Raw genomic sequence first — 17,570 nt, forward strand, 5'->3', positions numbered from 1 at the left:
TAATTAATTTTGTACAGTAATCTACTGTATTTATCAATATTTAGAGGTTTTTTTGAAATTACTTTTTGTTATAACACGTTCAGATGTGATCGGTGGTGCTAGCGTACACTTACACGATCTGGTAATGGGGATGGAGTTAAAAGGGCACACTGTTAGGGTTTTAATTGGTGGCGATGGTATTTTATTAGACCGTTTACTTACCTCTGGAGTTGATGTGAGGAGCTTAATTTATTTAAAAAGAAAAATTAATTTTTTGGACGATGTAAAATGTTATTACGAGTTAAAAAAAGAAGTTTTACTTTTTGCGCCTGACCTTATTCATCTTCACTCTTCGAAAGCAGGTATTATTGGGAGACTTGTCTCTCATCAATTGAATAGCCCTAGTATATTTACTGCGCATGGTTGGTCGTTTACTGAAGGAGTCTCATCCTTAAGAAGAATAACTTATAAACTAATTGAAAGGTTTATTGCTAATTACTCAGATAAAATAATTACAGTTTCTGAATTTGATAGAAAACTGGCTTTAAGTAATTCTATCTGTAAAAGTAGTTTAATATCAACAGTGAGAAATGGCGTAAAGGACCGGAAAAGTATTATAGAAAAGAAGGCAGGGGATAAGGTTCGCTTGATTATGGTGGCTAGATTCGATCAACAAAAAAACCAGCTGATGTTGATCGAAGTATTAAATAAAATTAAAGAACTCCCATTTGAAATGGTTTTTGTTGGTGATGGCCCATTATTATCTAAGGTAAAAGAAAAATCAGCACGAATGGGGTTAAATGAAAAAATCACCTTTTTAGGGGCCAGAAATGATGTGGATTATTTATTATCGAAAGCAGATGTATTTATCCTAATTTCAAACTGGGAAGGCCTACCATTGACCATACTTGAGGGGATGAGCCATGGACTGCCTATTATAGCATCAAATGTAGGTGGAGTGAGTGAAACCATTGATGATGATAAGGAAGGCTTTTTAATACCGCGTAACGGTAGTGATGAGTTACTTGTAGCACTAGCTAATATTATAAAAAATGCTGATATGAGAGAGCGTTTTGGACGAGCTGCAAGGGATAGATACGAAAATGAATTCCAAGTACAACAAATGATAGATTCAACTGAAAATATATATTTGGATGTTTTTAAAGGCTCTAATGAAAAATAGACATATATTAATTACAGGAGGAACAGGCTTTATCGGTCGTGAACTTCTGACTAAGTTTAATGATGAAAATATAACTCTTTTGTCTAGAACAACCCCCTTTAAAAATCAGATTCAAGCATCGTTAGAAGACTTTTTGGACAAAGAATTGATAATTGATAACTTTGATATAGTTATCCACTTAGCTGGTCTAGCTCATAATAACTATGATCTAGATGAATTCAGAAAGGTTAATGTTAAATCTACAGTTGCTTTAGCAAAGCAGGTTGCCGCAAAAGGTTTGAAAAGGTTTGTTTTTATTAGTTCTATAGGTGTAAATGGGAATAATACAGTTAACGAACCATTTAATGAACTTTCATTAGCTAACCCACACGCAGATTATGCGCTTTCAAAATACGAAGCAGAGACTGAGCTAATTCAATTATCAAAAAGTCTTGGTTTTGAGCTTGTGATTATTAGACCTCCTTTAGTTTATGGTGAAAATGCGCCCGGTAACTTTAAAAGTTTGTATAATTTAATATCTAAAGGTGTCCCTTTGCCATTTGGTCTCGTGAATAATTCTCGGAGCTTTATTTCTGTAAGTAATTTGTGCGACTTTATTGCTTTGACAACGACACACCCAAGTGCTGCAGGTGAGTTGTTTTTAATTGCGGATGATGAGAGGGTTTCTACTAAATCATTAATTAAGACTATTTGGAAAGCGAAAAATATCAGTTCTTTTTTAATCCCCGTACCTACTTTTATTTTTAAAATATTATTTAAAGTTTTAGGCCGTTCATCAATATATCTTCAGTTATTTGATAACTTAGAAGTTGATAACTCTAAAGCTAAAAAATTATTAGCGTGGTACCCAAAGCAAGCTATGATTGACGTTTTTAAAAAATCATAGATTTACATTGATATTATTAAGAAATAAACATGACACTTTTACTTATTCGATTATTAGACTTTCTATGTGCCTTTTTAGGCCTGTTATTTGCTTTTCCATTTTTACTTGTTTTAACAGTAATTGGTTACTTTGATACTGGCTCTCCTATTTTTATTCAAGAACGCGTGGGACGTTTTAAAAAACCATTCAAGCTTATTAAGTTCCGTACTATGACGGTTGGTACTGCATCTGTTGCTAGCCATCTCGCAAGTAGTTCATCAATTACTCTGTTCGGTAACTTCTTACGTAAGACAAAGTTAGATGAATTACCTCAACTTTGGAATGTGCTTAAGGGAGAAATGAGTTTAGTTGGTCCTCGTCCTAACTTGTTTAACCAAGAAGAGCTAATTACTGAACGTGAATTTCGTGGTGTTTATCAAGTACGCCCTGGTATAACCGGCTTAGCTCAGGTGAATGAAATCGATATGTCTACACCTGAACTACTTGCTCAGACTGATGAAAAAATGATTTCTACTTTGACGATTAGTGATTATTTCAAATATATACTTCAAACTGTTACCGGAGCTGGTCGCGGTGATAGAGTTACTAAAGATTAATTAGGTGGGTGAAGCGGTCAGAACTTTCGTAAAATGCAACCTGGTGATGTATATCAAACTTATGCTGATACCCAAGACTTATTTAAGGCGACAAATTATGTGCCTAAGATATCTGTTAAAGAAGGTGTTACTGAACTTGTAGCTTGGTATAAAGATTTTTATAAAATATAAAATACAAAGGACATTGTAATAATGAAAGCAGTAATCCCAGTAGCAGGCTTAGGCACGCGTATGCTACCCGCAACAAAAGCCATCCCAAAAGAAATGTTGCCTATTGTTGATAAACCTATGATCCAATACATTGTTAATGAATGTGTTGCGGCAGGTATTAAAGAAATAGTGTTAGTTACGCATTCTTCTAAAAATGCCATTGAAAATCATTTTGATAAATCATTTGAATTAGAAACAACGTTAGAAAATCGCGTTAAACGCCAATTATTAGATGAAATTCAAGCCATTTGTCCTAAAGATGTCACTATATTACATGTGCGTCAAGGTGAGGCTAAAGGTTTAGGGCATGCGGTATTAAAAGCCCGGCCTATTATTGGTAATGAACCATTTGTGGTGGTACTGCCAGATGTTATTTTAGATGATACAACAGCGGATTTAAAAACGGAAAACTTAGCGGCAATGTTAACCCGTTATAAGGAAGTAGGAAGCTATAGTCAGATAATGGTTGAGCCTGTTCCTATGGAGAAAGTAAGTAGCTATGGCGTAGTTGATTGCGCTGGCTATGAATTAGTACCGGGTGAATCGAAAGCAATGACTGCTGTTGTTGAAAAACCACCTATTGATGAAGCGCCTTCAAACTTAGCTGTAGTTGGACGCTATGTATTATCAAATAAAATTTGGGATTTACTTGAGTTTACTCAACCTGGTGCCAGTGATGAAATTCAATTGACCGATGCTATTGCAATGCTAATGAAGCTTGAAACCGTTGAAGCTTTTCATATGACAGGTAAGTCTCACGATTGTGGTTCTAAGCTTGGTTATATGAAGGCAAATGTTGAGTATGGCTTACGTCATGCAGAATTAGGCGATGATTTTAAGGCTTATTTGTCTGAATTGATAGGATAAGTATCTAAAATATAGTGCGTATTATAGGGTATGACAACCAAGAGCTTTGATAGAAATAGCAAAGTAATAAAACTGTATGAATATGTAACACCTTCTCCTTTATATGTATAATACACATCCACTTAGTCATATAAAAAACTTAATGTGTAGTTAGCTATAAAAATGAAATTTAAGTGTCTTTAATTCAGTCTGTTTTGAGTTTGCCGCGCCCTCACAAACGTGCCATTTTGTTGTTGATAGATTATGTATTTTTACTGTGTGCTTTTTGGCTGGCATTATTTACGCGCCTTGATAGCTATACGCCTTTATTTGATAAAATTATTGGATTGTTTTTATCTGCGCTCTACCGCTAAGTTTAATCGTTTTTGTAAAGTTTGGCCTTTATCGTGCAGTACTGCACGATATGAGTATACAATCGGTTTGGGCTATAGCCTTAGGTAGTGGTTTTCCTGCCCTGTTTGCCATTTATATTTCCTTTGGCAAATGGGCTTTAATTAGCTGGATAGATGACAAAATTTTGTAGAACCTAGAACCTGAACCTAGCACCTTAAGTAGTAAGAGGAACTTGTAATGGATAATTTTATCCGCTTAATTATCAATGCATCACGGGCAAAAAAGCGCGTGATTACTTTGTGTGTCGACTCGCTTTTTATCGCCATGGCTTTTTGGTTAGCGCTTATTGTTAGGCTTGATAGTGTTGAGCCTTTAAAAAGTGCCGATAACTGGCTGTTGTTGGCTTTATTAATACCCATCAGTTTATATGTGTTTATGAAATTGGGCTTATACCGTGCCGTGCTTAGATACATGAATTCGCAAGCACTCTGGGCCATTGTATTAGGTACAGCGATAACAACCGTTGTGCTGGTGTTATTAGCTTTTTTTATCGGTGTGGGCATACCCCGTACTATGCCGTTTATTTTTGCTTGGTTGTGTTTGTTAACCGTGGGCGGTTCGCGCATATTAGTCAGGGCACTTATTGGTAAAATGACCACCAGTAATAAAGAGTCAGTGATTATTTATGGCGCGGGCTCTGCGGGTATGCAGCTTGCTACTGCGTTAAATGCAGGCCCTGAATATTTTGTCAGTGTGTTTATTGACGACGATGTAAACAAACATGGCTCAATAATACAGGGTATACCTGTATGTGCTTTTAGTAACATAGATGAGTTAATAAAAAAACGTAAAGCAACTAAAGTGTTACTAGCCATGCCGAGTGCTACACGTGCAAGGCGTAAACAGGTATTGGCTCAGCTAGAGTCCCTAACCATTAAAGTACTGTCCATTCCAAGTATGGCTGATGTGGTTGAAGGTAAAGCAAAGCTCTCTGAATTTAAAGATGTTGGTGTTGAAGACTTATTAGGGCGCGACCCTGTAACGCCTAAACCTGAACTAATGACCGCAAATATAAGCAATAAAATCGTTATGGTTACCGGTGCGGGGGGTTCTATTGGCTCTGAACTGTGTCGGCAAATAGTTAAAATAAAACCCACAAAGTTAGTGCTTTTTGAGCGTAGTGAAATTGCGCTTTACTCTATTGAAAAAGAACTAGCTGAATACATTACTCGCCAAGCACTAGCCATTGAGTTAATTCCTATTATGGGCTCAGTACAGCGCGTTAACCGCCTCGAAACTGTTATGCTCAGCTTTGGTGTGCAAACCGTTTATCATACCGCAGCCTATAAACATGTACCCTTAGTTGAGCAAAATGTAGTTGAAGGGGTGCGTAATAATGTCTTTGGCACCTATTATGCCGCAAAAGCTGCTGTTAACGCTAAAGTAGCTACCTTTGTGCTGATCTCTACCGATAAAGCCGTACGCCCCACTAATGTTATGGGGGCTACAAAGCGCATGGCCGAGCTAGTACTGCAAGGCTTAGCGCAAGAGCAAGGTAGCAAACATAACACCCGTTTTTGTATGGTGCGTTTTGGCAATGTGCTTGGCTCGTCTGGCTCTGTAGTACCATTATTTCGTCGCCAAATACAACAAGGCGGCCCAATTACATTAACTCACCCCGATATTACTCGTTACTTTATGACCATACCTGAAGCCGCTCAACTTGTAATACAAGCAGGGGCTATGGGTAAAGGTGGCGATGTATTTGTGCTCGACATGGGCGACTCGGTAAAAATAAAAGACCTAGCCACTAAAATGGTGAAGTTGTCGGGCCTGGAAATTAAAACAGAAGATAACCCGCATGGCGATATAGAAATAAAATGCACCGGCCTTCGTCCAGGTGAAAAGCTTTATGAAGAACTGCTAATAGGCAATAACGTAGCGCAAACCCGGCACGAGCGTATAATGACCGCCAACGAAGTTATGCTGCCGCTTAAAGAGTTAAATGTATTTATTGATGCCTTAGATATTGCTTGTCATAATTTTGAGCACGAAAAAATTCGCCAGCTATTACTCGAGGCACCTACAGGCTTTAACCCTACCGATGGTATTTGTGATTTAGTGTGGAATGCTAGGTCTGAAAATTTGGTGGAAGAGAGGGGTTTGAGTAATGTGGTTAATTTGAAAAGCTAAAAACCAACTTGCAGCTATCAGCTATCAGCTATCAGCCATCAGCCATCAGTCATTAGAGCTTAGCTGTATTAGCTAGCGATTAACTTGGCTTCAGTTTTAAACTGACCGCTTTGAACTGAAAGCTGACAGCTTTACTTGATTTGTTTTTTTTCGTTTCAACAAAAGCGCATTGACAGATCAACCGCTTGTACGTGTTTGGTTAATGCCCCAACCGAGATAAAGTCGACGCCTGTTTTTGCATAATCTGTTAGTGTTGCCAGTGTCATATTACCCGACACTTCTAACTTGGTTTTACCGGCCGATATTTCTGCGGTTAATTGCACTGCTTGCTCAATCATCTGCGGGCTAAAGTTATCTAACATAATGATATCGCTACCGGCATTTAATGCTTGCGTTAGCTCTTCAATGCTCTCAACTTCCACTTCTACTGTTTTATCACTATGGTTGATGCGGGCGGTTTTAATCGCTTTTTCAATACCGCCACAAGCGGCAATGTGATTTTCTTTAATTAAAAAGGCATCAAACAAGCCTATTCTATGATTGACCCCACCACCGCAAGTTACCGCGTATTTTTGTGCGCTGCGCAGGCCGGGTAAAGTTTTACGGGTATCAAGTAGCTTAGTGCTGGTGCCGGCCAAGTGTTTAACAAAGCGGCTAGTAACGGTTGCGGTACCTGAAAGGCTTTGTAAAAAGTTTAAGGCGGTGCGTTCACCGGTTAATAAAATACGCGCATTACCCGTTAATTCAAATAAGGTGGTATTGGCTTTTATGCTTTCGCCATCGTTAACAAACCAAGTGATTTTGGTGGTGGTGTGGTAAATGTTATCAAGTTGTTTAAACACTTCATTTACCCAAGCAACGCCGCATATAACACAGGCATCGCGACTAATAATGTTAGCTACCGCTTGGTTTTCTAAGGGAATAAGTTCGGCGGTTATATCACGGCTAGCGGCGAGTTCTTGGTAGGTATTAACGCCTAGGTCTTCACATAATGCCCAGGTAACGGTTTTGCTGATGTCGTGTAATAATGAGGCTGGTAACATTTAAAGCTGCTCTCGTAAAATTAGTTGTTTTCCGGTTTGGCTAAATTCTACTCTTTTTAGCGCGCTCATGCCCAATAGAATTTCATCAGCCGCCATGCTGGGGTTAATATTTGCTGCTATATCATACAAATAAATATTACCTATGCGTAACTCGTTTATTTGCGTGGTAAAGACGGTAATAATGCCATTGGCGGTTTGCACACGTTGTTGCCCTTGCGCTTGCAGGGCTAAATTTTCTGCAATATGGGCCGGAATTGACACTTGTGTTGCGCCAGTATCCAGTAAAAATGTAACCTGGCGGCCATTAATAGCCCCGTTGGTTACATAATGCCCTTGGCGGTTTTGTTCTAAGGTAACGGCGGCTTTACCATTGGCTTGCATTGAAAGCTTAGGGTCTTGATTGGGATTATATTGTCCGTCTAACAAGTCTTGAAAAATAAAAACTAATAAGGCGATGCCAAGCACCCAAGCTATCCAGACAAAACCTTTGCCAAAATTTGCTGTTGTGTCATTTTCAGTCATTTATGTCCAACTCTTAGGTTAATCTGTTTGGTATATCTTGTTCTGTTGTCCACTTTACTATGTAATAGTATCAGGATAAACAATCGGTGAATTATTGTATGTCATCTTTGCCAAATGATCGAAAAAATAGCGCTGAACTGAGCATTAAAAAAGGTTGGCTTAGTGGCGTTGAAATTCAACCGTCGAGCCACTTTGAGCCTAGAGCCGAAAATGAAACCGTGAGTTTATTGGTTGTGCACAATATTTCATTGCCACCGGGGCAATTTGGCGCTGACCACATCACGAATTTTTTTCTGGGTAATTTAGACCCAAGCATAGATCCTTACTTTGAAAGTATATACCGCCTACGTGTATCCGCGCATTGCCTTATTCAGCGTGACGGTAATATTGTGCAATATGTTTCGTTTAACGATAAAGCTTGGCACGCTGGCCTGTCGTGTTATCAAGGTCGAGAAAAGTGTAATGACTTTTCAATTGGTATTGAGCTAGAAGGGACTGATGATATTCCTTATACTGAAGTACAATATCAGCAGCTTAGCCGAGTGAGTCAGAGCTTAATCGGTACTTATGCCGGCTTAGAAAATAACATTGTTGGTCATAGTGACATTGCGCCGGGCCGTAAAACAGACCCTGGGGCGGCGTTTGATTGGCCAATTTTTAGAGCATTATTAATACAAAAGCGGTCAGTTTGAGGCTGTCAGCTGTCAGTAAAAACAAACATCAACTGTGAGTTGGGAATAACTGATAGCTGACAGCTTAAGACTTACAGCTAATAAAACGTAGCTGAAGAGCTAAGATTTTTTTAAAAACATAGGATAATTAAAAATGAGCTTAATTAGTTTGTTAATTGCACTAGCTGCTGAGCGTTACTTGTCGTCAAGTGCTTGGCAGTTTAATACCTTGTACCAACGATATATGGCGGTAATTAAGCAAACTAAGTTGCTGGCTAATTATCGACATTCTGCACTGTTAAGTTATGCAGTAATTTTTATTCCTGTACTAGGTTGTCATTTTCTATTGGCACAAGTGGATAACGCTTTACTGTATTTAATTGCCTCCACCTTAATATTGATTGTTTGCTTTGGTTGCATGAAAACGCGCGAGGCTTATAAAAGCTATTTACAATCAGCTTTTAAAGGTGAATTAACCAGTTGTGAGTTGCATCACTTGCAACTACAACAAGATAAAAATATTGCTGACATGGACTTTGGCCAAACAATGGTTTGGTTAAATTATCGTTACTTTATCGCGGTTATGCTGTTTTTCGTTTTATTCGGTGCGGCAGGTGCATTGTTTTATCGCCTATTAACTACGGTAAATGAAAGTGTTAACGCGCAAAACTCTGCTGTGGATGTTGAGGATGAAGATAGCGAAGAGCGGGCTATTGACGACGGCGATGAAGGTGATAAAGCAACGCAACAATTATTATTTTGGGTTGATTGGCTGCCGGTTAGGCTGGTTGCTTTTGGTTATATGTTTGTTGGCCATTTCTCAAAAGCCATGCCGGCTTGGATAGATAACTTATTTGAATTTGAAAAAACGCCAAGCCAAGTCTTAATAAGTGTTGCTCAAATGTCGGAAGACTTTATGGTTGACGCGGATGACTATACTGCAGGGCCTTGTTTATTAGTAAAATTAGCCAAACGTACCTTGTTACTATTTCTAGCGGTAATAGCGGTATTAACCTTAACCGGTATTATTTCTTAGTTTTAACTTAAACTAAATTAAAGAAAAGAGAAAAAAGAGAAGTTTTAAGCTGTCAGTGCTCAGCTGTCAGCTTAAAACCAAAGCCAAGTTTAATCGTCTACCCATATAGCTAAACTCTTGTTACTGAAAGCTGACAGCTTAAAACTTACCGCTTAGAACATAAAACTACCTGTTATCATTTAATTTTCATTTCCACGAAGTGAAATCGAAATCGTTTATTCACGCTGCTACACCGATATCACGAAACTACTTAAGTCGCGTAATTGATTATAAATCACCCACAGTGTTTACAACGCTAAAGGCATTTGTTACATTATATTCGAAATTATCAAATTGGTAAGACCAATTGACCAAGGTATTTGGAAGTAAAGCCAGTGGCTTTAGATACCTAATAGTGCAATAACAAAGGATTTTATATGTCGATTCCGAGTATTAAAAAGCCGGTAAAGCAAGCTAAGTTGTCAGATATTATTTTGGCTCAGCTTGAGACTATGATCCTAGAAGGTAGTGTGAAGCCGGGCGAAAAATTACCGGCAGAGCGAGAACTGGCTAAGCAGTTTGATGTTTCGCGTCCTTCGTTACGTGAAGCCATGCAAAAGTTAGAAGCAAAAAATTTAGTCACTCGTCGTCAAGGTGGCGGCACTTATGTTAGTGATAAGATTTTAAGTGGACTGTCAGACCCACTATTTGCCCTAATGGCGAACAATAAAGAATCACAATTTGATTTATTAGAGTTTCGCCATGGTATTGAGGGTATGTCAGCCTATTATGCGGCTATGCGTGGTACTCAAGCTGACTTTGAAGAAATTCAGCGGAAACATGACAGTATTGGCACCGCGCAATTGGATGACAATTACCGGCTTGAAGCTGAAGCGGTTTTTGGTTTTTACATTGCTATATGCGCCGCGAGCCACAATGCGGTTATTCTGCATTTAGCCCAGAGTATGGCGCCATTGTTGATTGACAACATTGAGAAGAATTTAACTATATTGGCTAAGCGACCTGACGTGTTTAGCCAAATATCTGATTATCGTACACGTTTAATGAGTGCGATTGTCAGTGGCAAGCCCCAAATTGCTTGGGGAGCTAGCCATCGCCATTTAGCCTTCATTGAAGAAGTGCTATTAAAAATGTCGCAGGAAAATAGTCGTATGGAACGCTCAATACGCAGAATGAAACGACCGAAAACTGTCAGCAATTAAAAAATGAATGCTTGCCAAGTGCATGATTTATTACTTGAACGGTATAGGTGTGATAAAAAATTACTACGAATTAACGTTATCTGTTTAATAACAGCTATCTTTAAACCACTAAATTTACTTAACAAACAACAACTGGAGACTAAGTAATTATGTCTGAGCTCCCAAATCTAGATATTGATTCAATGGAAACCCAAGAATGGTTAGAATCAATGGAGTCTGTGTTAGAAAACGAAGGGCCGGAACGCGCTCATTTTCTACTTGAAAAGTTAATCGATAGAGCCCGTCGTAGCGGTACACATTTACCGTTTGACGCCAAGACGGCTTATGTAAACACCATTCCTCCAGGGTTAGAGCCGCATATGCCGGCTGACCAAACCATAGAGGCACGTATTCGTGCTGCTATTCGTTGGAATGCGTTAGTTTTGGTATTACGTGCCTCTAAAAAAGATTTAGACCTAGGTGGCCATATTGGCAGCTTTGCATCTTCTGCTATGTTATACGATGTTGGCTTTAACCATTTCTTTAAAGCCGCTTCTGAAAAAGATGGTGGCGACTTTATTTTTGCCCAAGGTCATATCTCTCCAGGTATTTATGCTCGTGCTTTTATGGAAGGACGATTAACCGAAGAGCAAATGAATAATTTCCGCCAAGAATGTGATGGCAAAGGCTTATCGTCATATCCTCATCCGCATTTAATGCCAGACTTTTGGCAGTTTCCTACGGTTTCAATGGGCTTAGGTCCACTACAAGCTATTTATACCGCACGTTTTCTTAAATATTTAACTGACCGTGGTATTAAAGACTGTTCAGACCAACGGGTTTATTGTTTCCTAGGTGACGGTGAAACAGATGAGCCTGAATCACTAGGTGCTATTGGTTTAGCAACACGTGAAGGTTTAGATAATTTAACTTTTATTATCAACTGTAACTTACAGCGCTTAGATGGCCCTGTTCGTGGTAACGGTAAAATTATTCAAGAGCTTGAAGGCACATTTCGCGGCGCAGGCTGGGAAGTGGTAAAAGTTATTTGGGGTTCTTACTGGGATGCGTTAATTGCCCGTGACACTTCAGGTAAATTATTACAGTTAATGAGTGAAACCGTTGACGGTGAATACCAAAACTGTAAAGCCAAAGGGGGTAAATACACCCGCGAGAACTTCTTCAATAAATACCCTGAAACTGCTGCACTAGTGGCGAATATGTCAGATGAAGATATTTACCGTTTAAACCGTGGTGGTCATGATCCAGTGAAAGTTTATGCGGCTTATAAAAAAGCCCAAAACACTAAGGGTCGCCCAACCGTTATCTTAGCTAAAACGGTTAAAGGTTTTGGTTTAGGTGCTTCAGGTGAAGCCTTAAATATTGCTCATAACGTGAAGAAAATGGACCTTGATTCGCTTAAGCATTACCGTGATCGTTTCAATATTCCAGTTAGTGATGAAAATATTGCTGATTTACCTTTCTTCAAGTTCTCAGAAGAAAGTGAAGAGTTTCAGTACATGAAAGCACGCCGAGAAGCCTTAGGCGGTTCATTACCTGCACGTCGTCAGCAAGCCGAAGAGTCACTTGATATTCCAGCATTAAAAATATTTGAGCCGATTTTAAAAGGCTCAGGTGAACGTGAAGTATCTTCAACCATGACTTTTGTTCGGGTACTTAACAGCTTATTAAAAGACAAGAAAATTGGTAAGCGTATTGTGCCTATTATTCCTGACGAAGCGCGTACTTTTGGTATGGAAGGTTTATTCCGCCAAGTAGGTATTTATGCTAGCGAAGGTCAAAAATATGTGCCACAAGATGCTGACCAAGTCGCTTATTACCGTGAAGACAAGAAAGGCCAAGTGTTACAAGAAGGGATTAACGAGCTAGGTGCTATGGCGTCTTGGGTTGCTTCAGGTACTTCTTATTCAACGTGTAACGCGACCACTATTCCATTCTACATTTACTACTCAATGTTTGGTTTCCAACGTGTGGGTGATTTAGCATGGGCCGCGGCTGATAGCCAAACGCGCGGTTTCTTATTAGGTGCTACTGCCGGTAGAACCACGCTTAATGGTGAAGGTTTACAACATCAAGATGGTCATTCACACGTACAAGCGGGTTTAATTCCTAACTGTGTGACTTACGATCCAACTTACGGTTATGAAATTGCCGTTATTGTGCGTGAAGGTTTACGTCGTATGTATGAAGAAAATGAAAATATTTTCTTCTACTTAACGCTAATGAATGAAAACTATCAACATCCGGCGATGCCAGAAAACAAAACAGTTGAAGATGAAATCATTAAAGGTATTTACCAACTTGAACGCGTTGAAGCTAAAAAAGCTAAAGCGAATGTGCAATTAATGGGCTCAGGTACTATTTTACAAAAAGTGCGTCAAGCTGCACAAATTTTGTCAGCAGACTATGGTGTATCAAGTGATGTTTATTCAGTAACTTCGTTTAATGAATTAGCCCGTGAAGGCCAAGCAGTAACGCGCTGGAATATGTTACACCCAGAAAGTAAGCAACAAACAGCCTATATTTCTAAGGTAATTACGAGCGATAAAGGCCCAGCGATTGCCGCAACTGATTATGTTAAAAACTATTCTGATCAAGTACGTGCTTATATCAATACTGAGTATCGTGTTCTAGGTACTGACGGTTTTGGTCGTAGTGACAGCCGTGATAATTTGCGTCAACATTTTGAAGTGGATCAAAACTACATTGTTGTTGCTGCACTTTATGAATTGGCTAACCGTGGTGATATTAAACACGCTGTGGTAAGTGAAGCGATTAAACGCTTTAATATTAACGCTGACAAACTTAACCCGCTTTACGCGTAATTAAGACTAGATAAGGAATTAACAAATGTCTGATATTGAAAAAATTCTAGTCCCAGATGTCGGTGGCGATGAAGTAGAAGTTATCGAAATATGCTTTGCAGTCGGCGATAGTTTAGAGGCTGACGAAGGTATTATTACGGTTGAAACAGATAAAGCCTCAATGGATATTCCAGCTCCGTTTGCTGGTGAACTTGTTGCCCTGTCAGTTAAAGTGGGCGATAAGATCAAAGAAGGTGATGTGATTGCCGAGATGAAAGGTACAGCAACAGCATCGACTGAAGCACCAGCAGAAGTTGCAGCTGAGCCAGAAGCTGAAGCAGCAAAAGAAGAAGCACCTGCAGCCGAGCCAACGCCAGAAAAATCGCCAGAAAAAGCGCCTGTTGCGGCTGCCAGTAGTGAAGTTATCGACATCCTAGTACCTGATATTGGTGAAGATGGTGAAGTTGACGTTATTGAAGTTTTGGTGGCTGTTGGTGATGTTATTGAAGCTGAAGATGGCTTGATCACCCTAGAAACTGATAAAGCGACTATGGATGTACCGTCACCGCATGCCGGAACGGTAAAAGAAGTTTTCATTAATACCGGTGATAAAGTTAAGCAAGGCTCTATTGTTATTAAACTTGAAACTTCATCGGGTGCATCGGGTGCACCTGTTGACGTTGATGAGCCTGTAGCAGAACCAGTAGCGGCTCCAGTGGCCGCTCCTGTAGCACCAGCACCGGCGGCTAAAAAGCCAGCGCCAGTGCCACATCATCCACAAGTGGGTCTAACCAATGCGGGTGCTATTTATACTTCACCTTCAATTCGTCGTTTAGCACGTGAATTTGGTGTTGATTTATCATTAGTTAAAGGTACTGGCCGTAAAAACCGTATTTTAAAAGAAGATGTGCAGTCATATGTTAAATATGAATTGTCTCGTCCAAAAGCAAATGCGGGTAGTTCAGTAGCGTCTGGAGAAGGTGGTTTACAAGTTGTTAGCGCGAAACAAATTGATTTCTCTAAGTTTGGTGAAGTTGAAACAAAAGCACTAACACGTATTCAGAAAATCTCTGGACCATTTTTACATCGTAACTGGGTCACTATTCCACATGTAACCCAATTTGATGAAGCTGATATCACGAATGTTGAAGCCTTCCGCAAAGAGCAAAACGTTATTTGTGAAAAGCAAAAGCTGGGTTTTAAAATTACGCCACTGGTGTTTATTTTAAAAGCAGCAGCAGATGCACTGCGTACTTTCCCAGTATTCAACTCTAGTTTGAGTGCCGATGGTGAAAGCTTGATCCTTAAAAAGTATATTCACATTGGTGTGGCAGTTGATACACCTAATGGCTTGGTTGTGCCCGTGGTACGTGATGTTGATCAAAAAGGTATTCACCAGTTATCACGTGAATTACTTGAAATCAGTATGAAAGCACGTGACGGCAAGCTAAAAGCAAATGATATGCAAGGCGGTTGTTTTACTATTTCAAGCCTTGGCGGTATTGGTGGTACAGCATTTACGCCAATTGTTAACGCGCCAGAAGTAGCAATTTTAGGTGTTTCTAAATCAGAAATGAAACCTAAGTGGAATGGTAAAGACTTTGAGCCTAAGTTAATGTTGCCATTGTCTATGTCCTACGACCATCGTGTAATTGACGGCGCGTTAGCGGCGCGGTTTACTGTACACCTAGCGGGCGTAATGAGTGACATCAGAAAACTCATTTTATAAGTTACCTGAATAAGTCAGTGAGATAAGATAAAGTGGGTAAAGTAATTAATTTTCACTTTACCCATTTTTTGCACATATTTACTGATTTAAAGATGGCGATCTTTGTGCGCTTTAAGTAAGATCGCAAACAAGTACAATAGAGTAATATGCTGAAAATATTAATGGTTAATGCTGTTAATAAAAGCTCGGCAAATATAGGCTGGCAACACCAGCAATAAACACATAAATTTTTGAGGTTAGCATGAGTAACGATATTAAAACTCAAGTAGTAGTTTTAGGTGCAGGTCCTGGCGGCTATTCAGCAGCATTTCGCGCAGCAGATTTAGGTTTAGACGTAGTGATAGTTGAAAACCGTGAAACGCTTGGTGGCGTGTGTTTGAATGTGGGTTGTATCCCATCAAAAGCACTTTTACACGTAGCTAAAGTTATTGACGATGCAGCAGCAATGGCATCTCATGGCGTTACTTTTGGTGCACCTAAAATTGATTTAGACAAAATTCGTGGCTGGAAAGAAAGTGTTGTTGGTCAATTAACTGGTGGTTTAGGCGGTATGGCTAAAGCCCGTAAAGTTAAAACGGTATTTGGTTACGGTAAATTTACTTCAGATAAAACTGTTGAAGTAGAAGGCGCTGATGGCAAAACGACGATCACTTTTGATAATGCGATTATTGCCGCAGGTTCATCAGTAGTTAATTTACCTTTCGTACCTACTGAAGACCCACGTGTTATCGACTCAACCGGTGCTTTAGAGCTGAAAGATATACCCGGCGAAATGTTAGTACTTGGTGGTGGCATTATTGGCCTAGAAATGGGTACAGTTTATAGAGCCTTAGGCTCAAATGTTTCAGTGGTAGAGTTTGCTGATCAGTTAGTCCCAGCTGCCGATAAAGATATTGTTCAAGCTTACACTAAGTTTAACAGTAAAAAATTCAACATCATGTTGTCAACCAAAGTGGTTGCTGTTGATGCGAAAGATGACGGCTTGTATGTTACTTTTGAAGGTAAAAATGCCCCGAAAGAACAAGTACGTTACGACAAAATTTTAATGGCTGTTGGCCGTAAGCCAAACGGTCACTTAGTTGCTGCAGATAAAGCGGGTGTTAATGTTGATGAACGTGGCTTTATCAACGTAACTAATGAGTTACGTACTAATGTTGCTCATATCTTCGCTATTGGTGATGTTATTGGCCAACCTATGCTTGCGCATAAAGCGGTACATGAAGGACATTGCGCTGCTGAAGTTATCTCTGGTAAGAAACATACTTTTGAACCGCGTTGTATTCCATCAGTGGCTTATACCGACCCAGAAATGGCTTGGGCTGGCGTAACAGAACGTGAAGCAAAAGAGCAAGGTTTAAATGTTGAAGTGTCTAACTTCCCTTGGGCTGCTTCTGGTCGTGCTATTGCTTCTGCGCGTACTGAAGGTAAAACTAAGATGATTTTCGACAAAGAAACTGGCCGTGTTTTAGGTGGTGCTATTGTCGGTATTAACGCCGGTGAAATGCTAGGCGAAATTTGTTTAGCGATTGAAATGGGCGCAGATGCTGAAGATGTTGGTTTAACTATTCATGCTCACCCAACCTTAAATGAATCAATCGGTCTAGCGGCAGAGATTTTTGAAGGTTCAATCACTGATTTACCGAATGCGAAAGCAGTGAAAAAGAAAAAATAATTAGTTAATGTAAGCTTTAACTTAACTGTTAAGTGCATTAATTGAAAAGCCAGCAACACTGCTGGCTTTTTTGTGTTTTAATTTTGGCTATAGCCATAGGCTTTATCTGTGATTATACTTACGATGTTTTTACTTAAAAATACACTAGCCTGCATTTTTAAGTGGAACAGGTATTACGGCTGAGGCTAAAATTAATTTTTATTTATAAGGAGATTTAGATGATGAAAAAATCAATGTGCCTATTGTTAGCGCTGTTGTTAACGGCATGTGCGAACAATATTAATACCCCCAACGGCGCCTCTCAGTGGGACTTTGACCATCAAGTACAATTTAAACAAACCGACTTAAAAAATGGTAAATACCACCTACAAGTCATCACCAAACAAAGTACAGAATTTAGTAAATTAGCCACTTTTCTTATGCGCCAATCATTACGACTATGCAAAAGTTATGGTTTTAAAATTGAAGTGCTAGAAGGTGTTGAGCGCTTTGATGATAAATTGTCATTTCCTAATATGATCATGCCGTCTTTATCAGCTAATATTGAATGTCCTACTTCATAATATAGTCTTACCAATCTCACTAATTTCATGATCATTTTACCGGGTTAAAATAACGCACTACTGCGTTATTTCTTTAATAAT

Annotated in this window: 14 protein-coding genes and 1 pseudogene; 13 read left to right on the forward strand and 2 right to left on the reverse strand. The window is 39.3% G+C overall.

What is annotated here, in order from left to right; translation table 11 throughout:
* The first annotated feature begins 52 nt into the window (after nucleotides 1-52).
* From H4J41_RS01730 to H4J41_RS01750, 6 genes and pseudogenes are all read left to right on the forward strand, one after another.
* On the forward strand, nucleotides 53-1,162 hold the full coding sequence (locus tag H4J41_RS01730) for a glycosyltransferase family 4 protein (protein WP_182136466.1): 1,110 nt from the start codon (nucleotides 53-55) through the stop codon (nucleotides 1,160-1,162).
* Nucleotides 1,152-2,048: an NAD-dependent epimerase/dehydratase family protein gene (locus H4J41_RS01735; protein WP_182136465.1), complete on the forward strand. Its 897-nt coding sequence runs from the start codon at nucleotides 1,152-1,154 to the stop codon at nucleotides 2,046-2,048. Before H4J41_RS01730 ends, H4J41_RS01735 begins: the two co-directional genes overlap by 11 nt.
* A 29-nt stretch (nucleotides 2,049-2,077) precedes the next feature.
* Nucleotides 2,078-2,644 (forward strand): sugar transferase, encoded by a 567-nt coding sequence (locus tag H4J41_RS01740; protein WP_182136464.1) that lies wholly within the window; start codon nucleotides 2,078-2,080, stop codon nucleotides 2,642-2,644.
* A gap of 18 nt (nucleotides 2,645-2,662) precedes the next feature.
* Nucleotides 2,663-2,815 (forward strand): annotated as a pseudogene (locus H4J41_RS17530) (protein CapI); the annotation flags it as partial.
* Between the two features lie 21 nt (nucleotides 2,816-2,836).
* Complete coding sequence (gene galU, locus H4J41_RS01745; protein ID WP_220460947.1) at nucleotides 2,837-3,721, forward strand: UTP--glucose-1-phosphate uridylyltransferase GalU; 885 nt, start codon at nucleotides 2,837-2,839, stop codon at nucleotides 3,719-3,721.
* A 570-nt stretch (nucleotides 3,722-4,291) separates the two neighbouring features.
* The gene (locus H4J41_RS01750; protein ID WP_182136463.1) at nucleotides 4,292-6,247 is read left to right on the forward strand and encodes a nucleoside-diphosphate sugar epimerase/dehydratase; all 1,956 of its coding nucleotides are present in this window, start codon (nucleotides 4,292-4,294) and stop codon (nucleotides 6,245-6,247) included.
* A 155-nt stretch (nucleotides 6,248-6,402) separates the two neighbouring features.
* Here H4J41_RS01750 and nadC read toward each other — a convergent pair whose 3' ends face one another.
* Nucleotides 6,403-7,290 (reverse strand): carboxylating nicotinate-nucleotide diphosphorylase, encoded by an 888-nt coding sequence (gene nadC / locus H4J41_RS01755; protein WP_182136462.1) that lies wholly within the window; start codon nucleotides 7,288-7,290, stop codon nucleotides 6,403-6,405.
* Nucleotides 7,291-7,812 (reverse strand): TIGR02281 family clan AA aspartic protease, encoded by a 522-nt coding sequence (locus H4J41_RS01760; protein WP_182136461.1) that lies wholly within the window; start codon nucleotides 7,810-7,812, stop codon nucleotides 7,291-7,293. It abuts the gene before it with no gap.
* Between the two features lie 98 nt (nucleotides 7,813-7,910).
* Here H4J41_RS01760 and ampD point away from each other — a divergent pair, with 98 nt between their 5' ends.
* The 7 genes from ampD (at nucleotide 7,911) to H4J41_RS01795 (ending at nucleotide 17,489) form a co-directional block, all read left to right on the forward strand.
* A complete protein-coding gene (ampD, locus tag H4J41_RS01765; protein ID WP_220460942.1) occupies nucleotides 7,911-8,504 on the forward strand; it encodes a 1,6-anhydro-N-acetylmuramyl-L-alanine amidase AmpD in 594 nt (197 codons plus the stop codon).
* 133 nt (nucleotides 8,505-8,637) lie between these two features.
* Complete coding sequence (gene ampE / locus H4J41_RS01770) at nucleotides 8,638-9,519, forward strand: beta-lactamase regulator AmpE (protein WP_182136460.1); 882 nt, start codon at nucleotides 8,638-8,640, stop codon at nucleotides 9,517-9,519.
* Between the two features lie 431 nt (nucleotides 9,520-9,950).
* Nucleotides 9,951-10,721: a pyruvate dehydrogenase complex transcriptional repressor PdhR gene (gene pdhR, locus H4J41_RS01775; RefSeq protein WP_182136565.1), complete on the forward strand. Its 771-nt coding sequence runs from the start codon at nucleotides 9,951-9,953 to the stop codon at nucleotides 10,719-10,721.
* Nucleotides 10,722-10,870: 149 nt separating this feature from the next.
* Nucleotides 10,871-13,546, forward strand: a complete 2,676-nt coding sequence (gene aceE, locus H4J41_RS01780) for a pyruvate dehydrogenase (acetyl-transferring), homodimeric type (protein ID WP_182136459.1) — start codon at nucleotides 10,871-10,873, stop codon at nucleotides 13,544-13,546.
* 25 nt (nucleotides 13,547-13,571) lie between these two features.
* Nucleotides 13,572-15,254, forward strand: a complete 1,683-nt coding sequence (gene aceF / locus H4J41_RS01785) for a dihydrolipoyllysine-residue acetyltransferase (RefSeq protein ID WP_182136458.1) — start codon at nucleotides 13,572-13,574, stop codon at nucleotides 15,252-15,254.
* A gap of 241 nt (nucleotides 15,255-15,495) precedes the next feature.
* A complete protein-coding gene (gene lpdA / locus H4J41_RS01790) occupies nucleotides 15,496-16,926 on the forward strand; it encodes a dihydrolipoyl dehydrogenase (protein ID WP_182136457.1) in 1,431 nt (476 codons plus the stop codon).
* Between the two features lie 218 nt (nucleotides 16,927-17,144).
* Nucleotides 17,145-17,489 (forward strand): hypothetical protein, encoded by a 345-nt coding sequence (locus H4J41_RS01795; RefSeq protein WP_182136456.1) that lies wholly within the window; start codon nucleotides 17,145-17,147, stop codon nucleotides 17,487-17,489.
* The last annotated feature ends 81 nt before the right edge of the window (nucleotides 17,490-17,570 follow it).

The organism is Colwellia sp. MB3u-45 (genome assembly GCF_014077005.1).
Lineage (GTDB): Bacteria > Pseudomonadota > Gammaproteobacteria > Enterobacterales > Alteromonadaceae > Cognaticolwellia.

Bases quoted from the DNA above. Each gene is read 5' to 3' on its own strand.
- ampD (WP_220460942.1), top strand. From the start codon at position 7,911: ATGTCATCTTTGCCAAATGATCGAAAAAATAGCGCTGAACTGAGCATT.
- lpdA (WP_182136457.1), top strand. From the start codon at position 15,496: ATGAGTAACGATATTAAAACTCAAGTAGTAGTTTTAGGTGCAGGTCCT.
- H4J41_RS01740 (WP_182136464.1), top strand. From the start codon at position 2,078: ATGACACTTTTACTTATTCGATTATTAGACTTTCTATGTGCCTTTTTA.
- ampE (WP_182136460.1), top strand. From the start codon at position 8,638: ATGAGCTTAATTAGTTTGTTAATTGCACTAGCTGCTGAGCGTTACTTG.
- H4J41_RS01760 (WP_182136461.1), bottom strand. From the start codon at position 7,812: ATGACTGAAAATGACACAACAGCAAATTTTGGCAAAGGTTTTGTCTGG.
- galU (WP_220460947.1), top strand. From the start codon at position 2,837: ATGAAAGCAGTAATCCCAGTAGCAGGCTTAGGCACGCGTATGCTACCC.
- aceE (WP_182136459.1), top strand. From the start codon at position 10,871: ATGTCTGAGCTCCCAAATCTAGATATTGATTCAATGGAAACCCAAGAA.
- H4J41_RS01735 (WP_182136465.1), top strand. From the start codon at position 1,152: ATGAAAAATAGACATATATTAATTACAGGAGGAACAGGCTTTATCGGT.
- aceF (WP_182136458.1), top strand. From the start codon at position 13,572: ATGTCTGATATTGAAAAAATTCTAGTCCCAGATGTCGGTGGCGATGAA.
- nadC (WP_182136462.1), bottom strand. From the start codon at position 7,290: ATGTTACCAGCCTCATTATTACACGACATCAGCAAAACCGTTACCTGG.
- H4J41_RS01750 (WP_182136463.1), top strand. From the start codon at position 4,292: ATGGATAATTTTATCCGCTTAATTATCAATGCATCACGGGCAAAAAAG.
- H4J41_RS01795 (WP_182136456.1), top strand. From the start codon at position 17,145: ATGATGAAAAAATCAATGTGCCTATTGTTAGCGCTGTTGTTAACGGCA.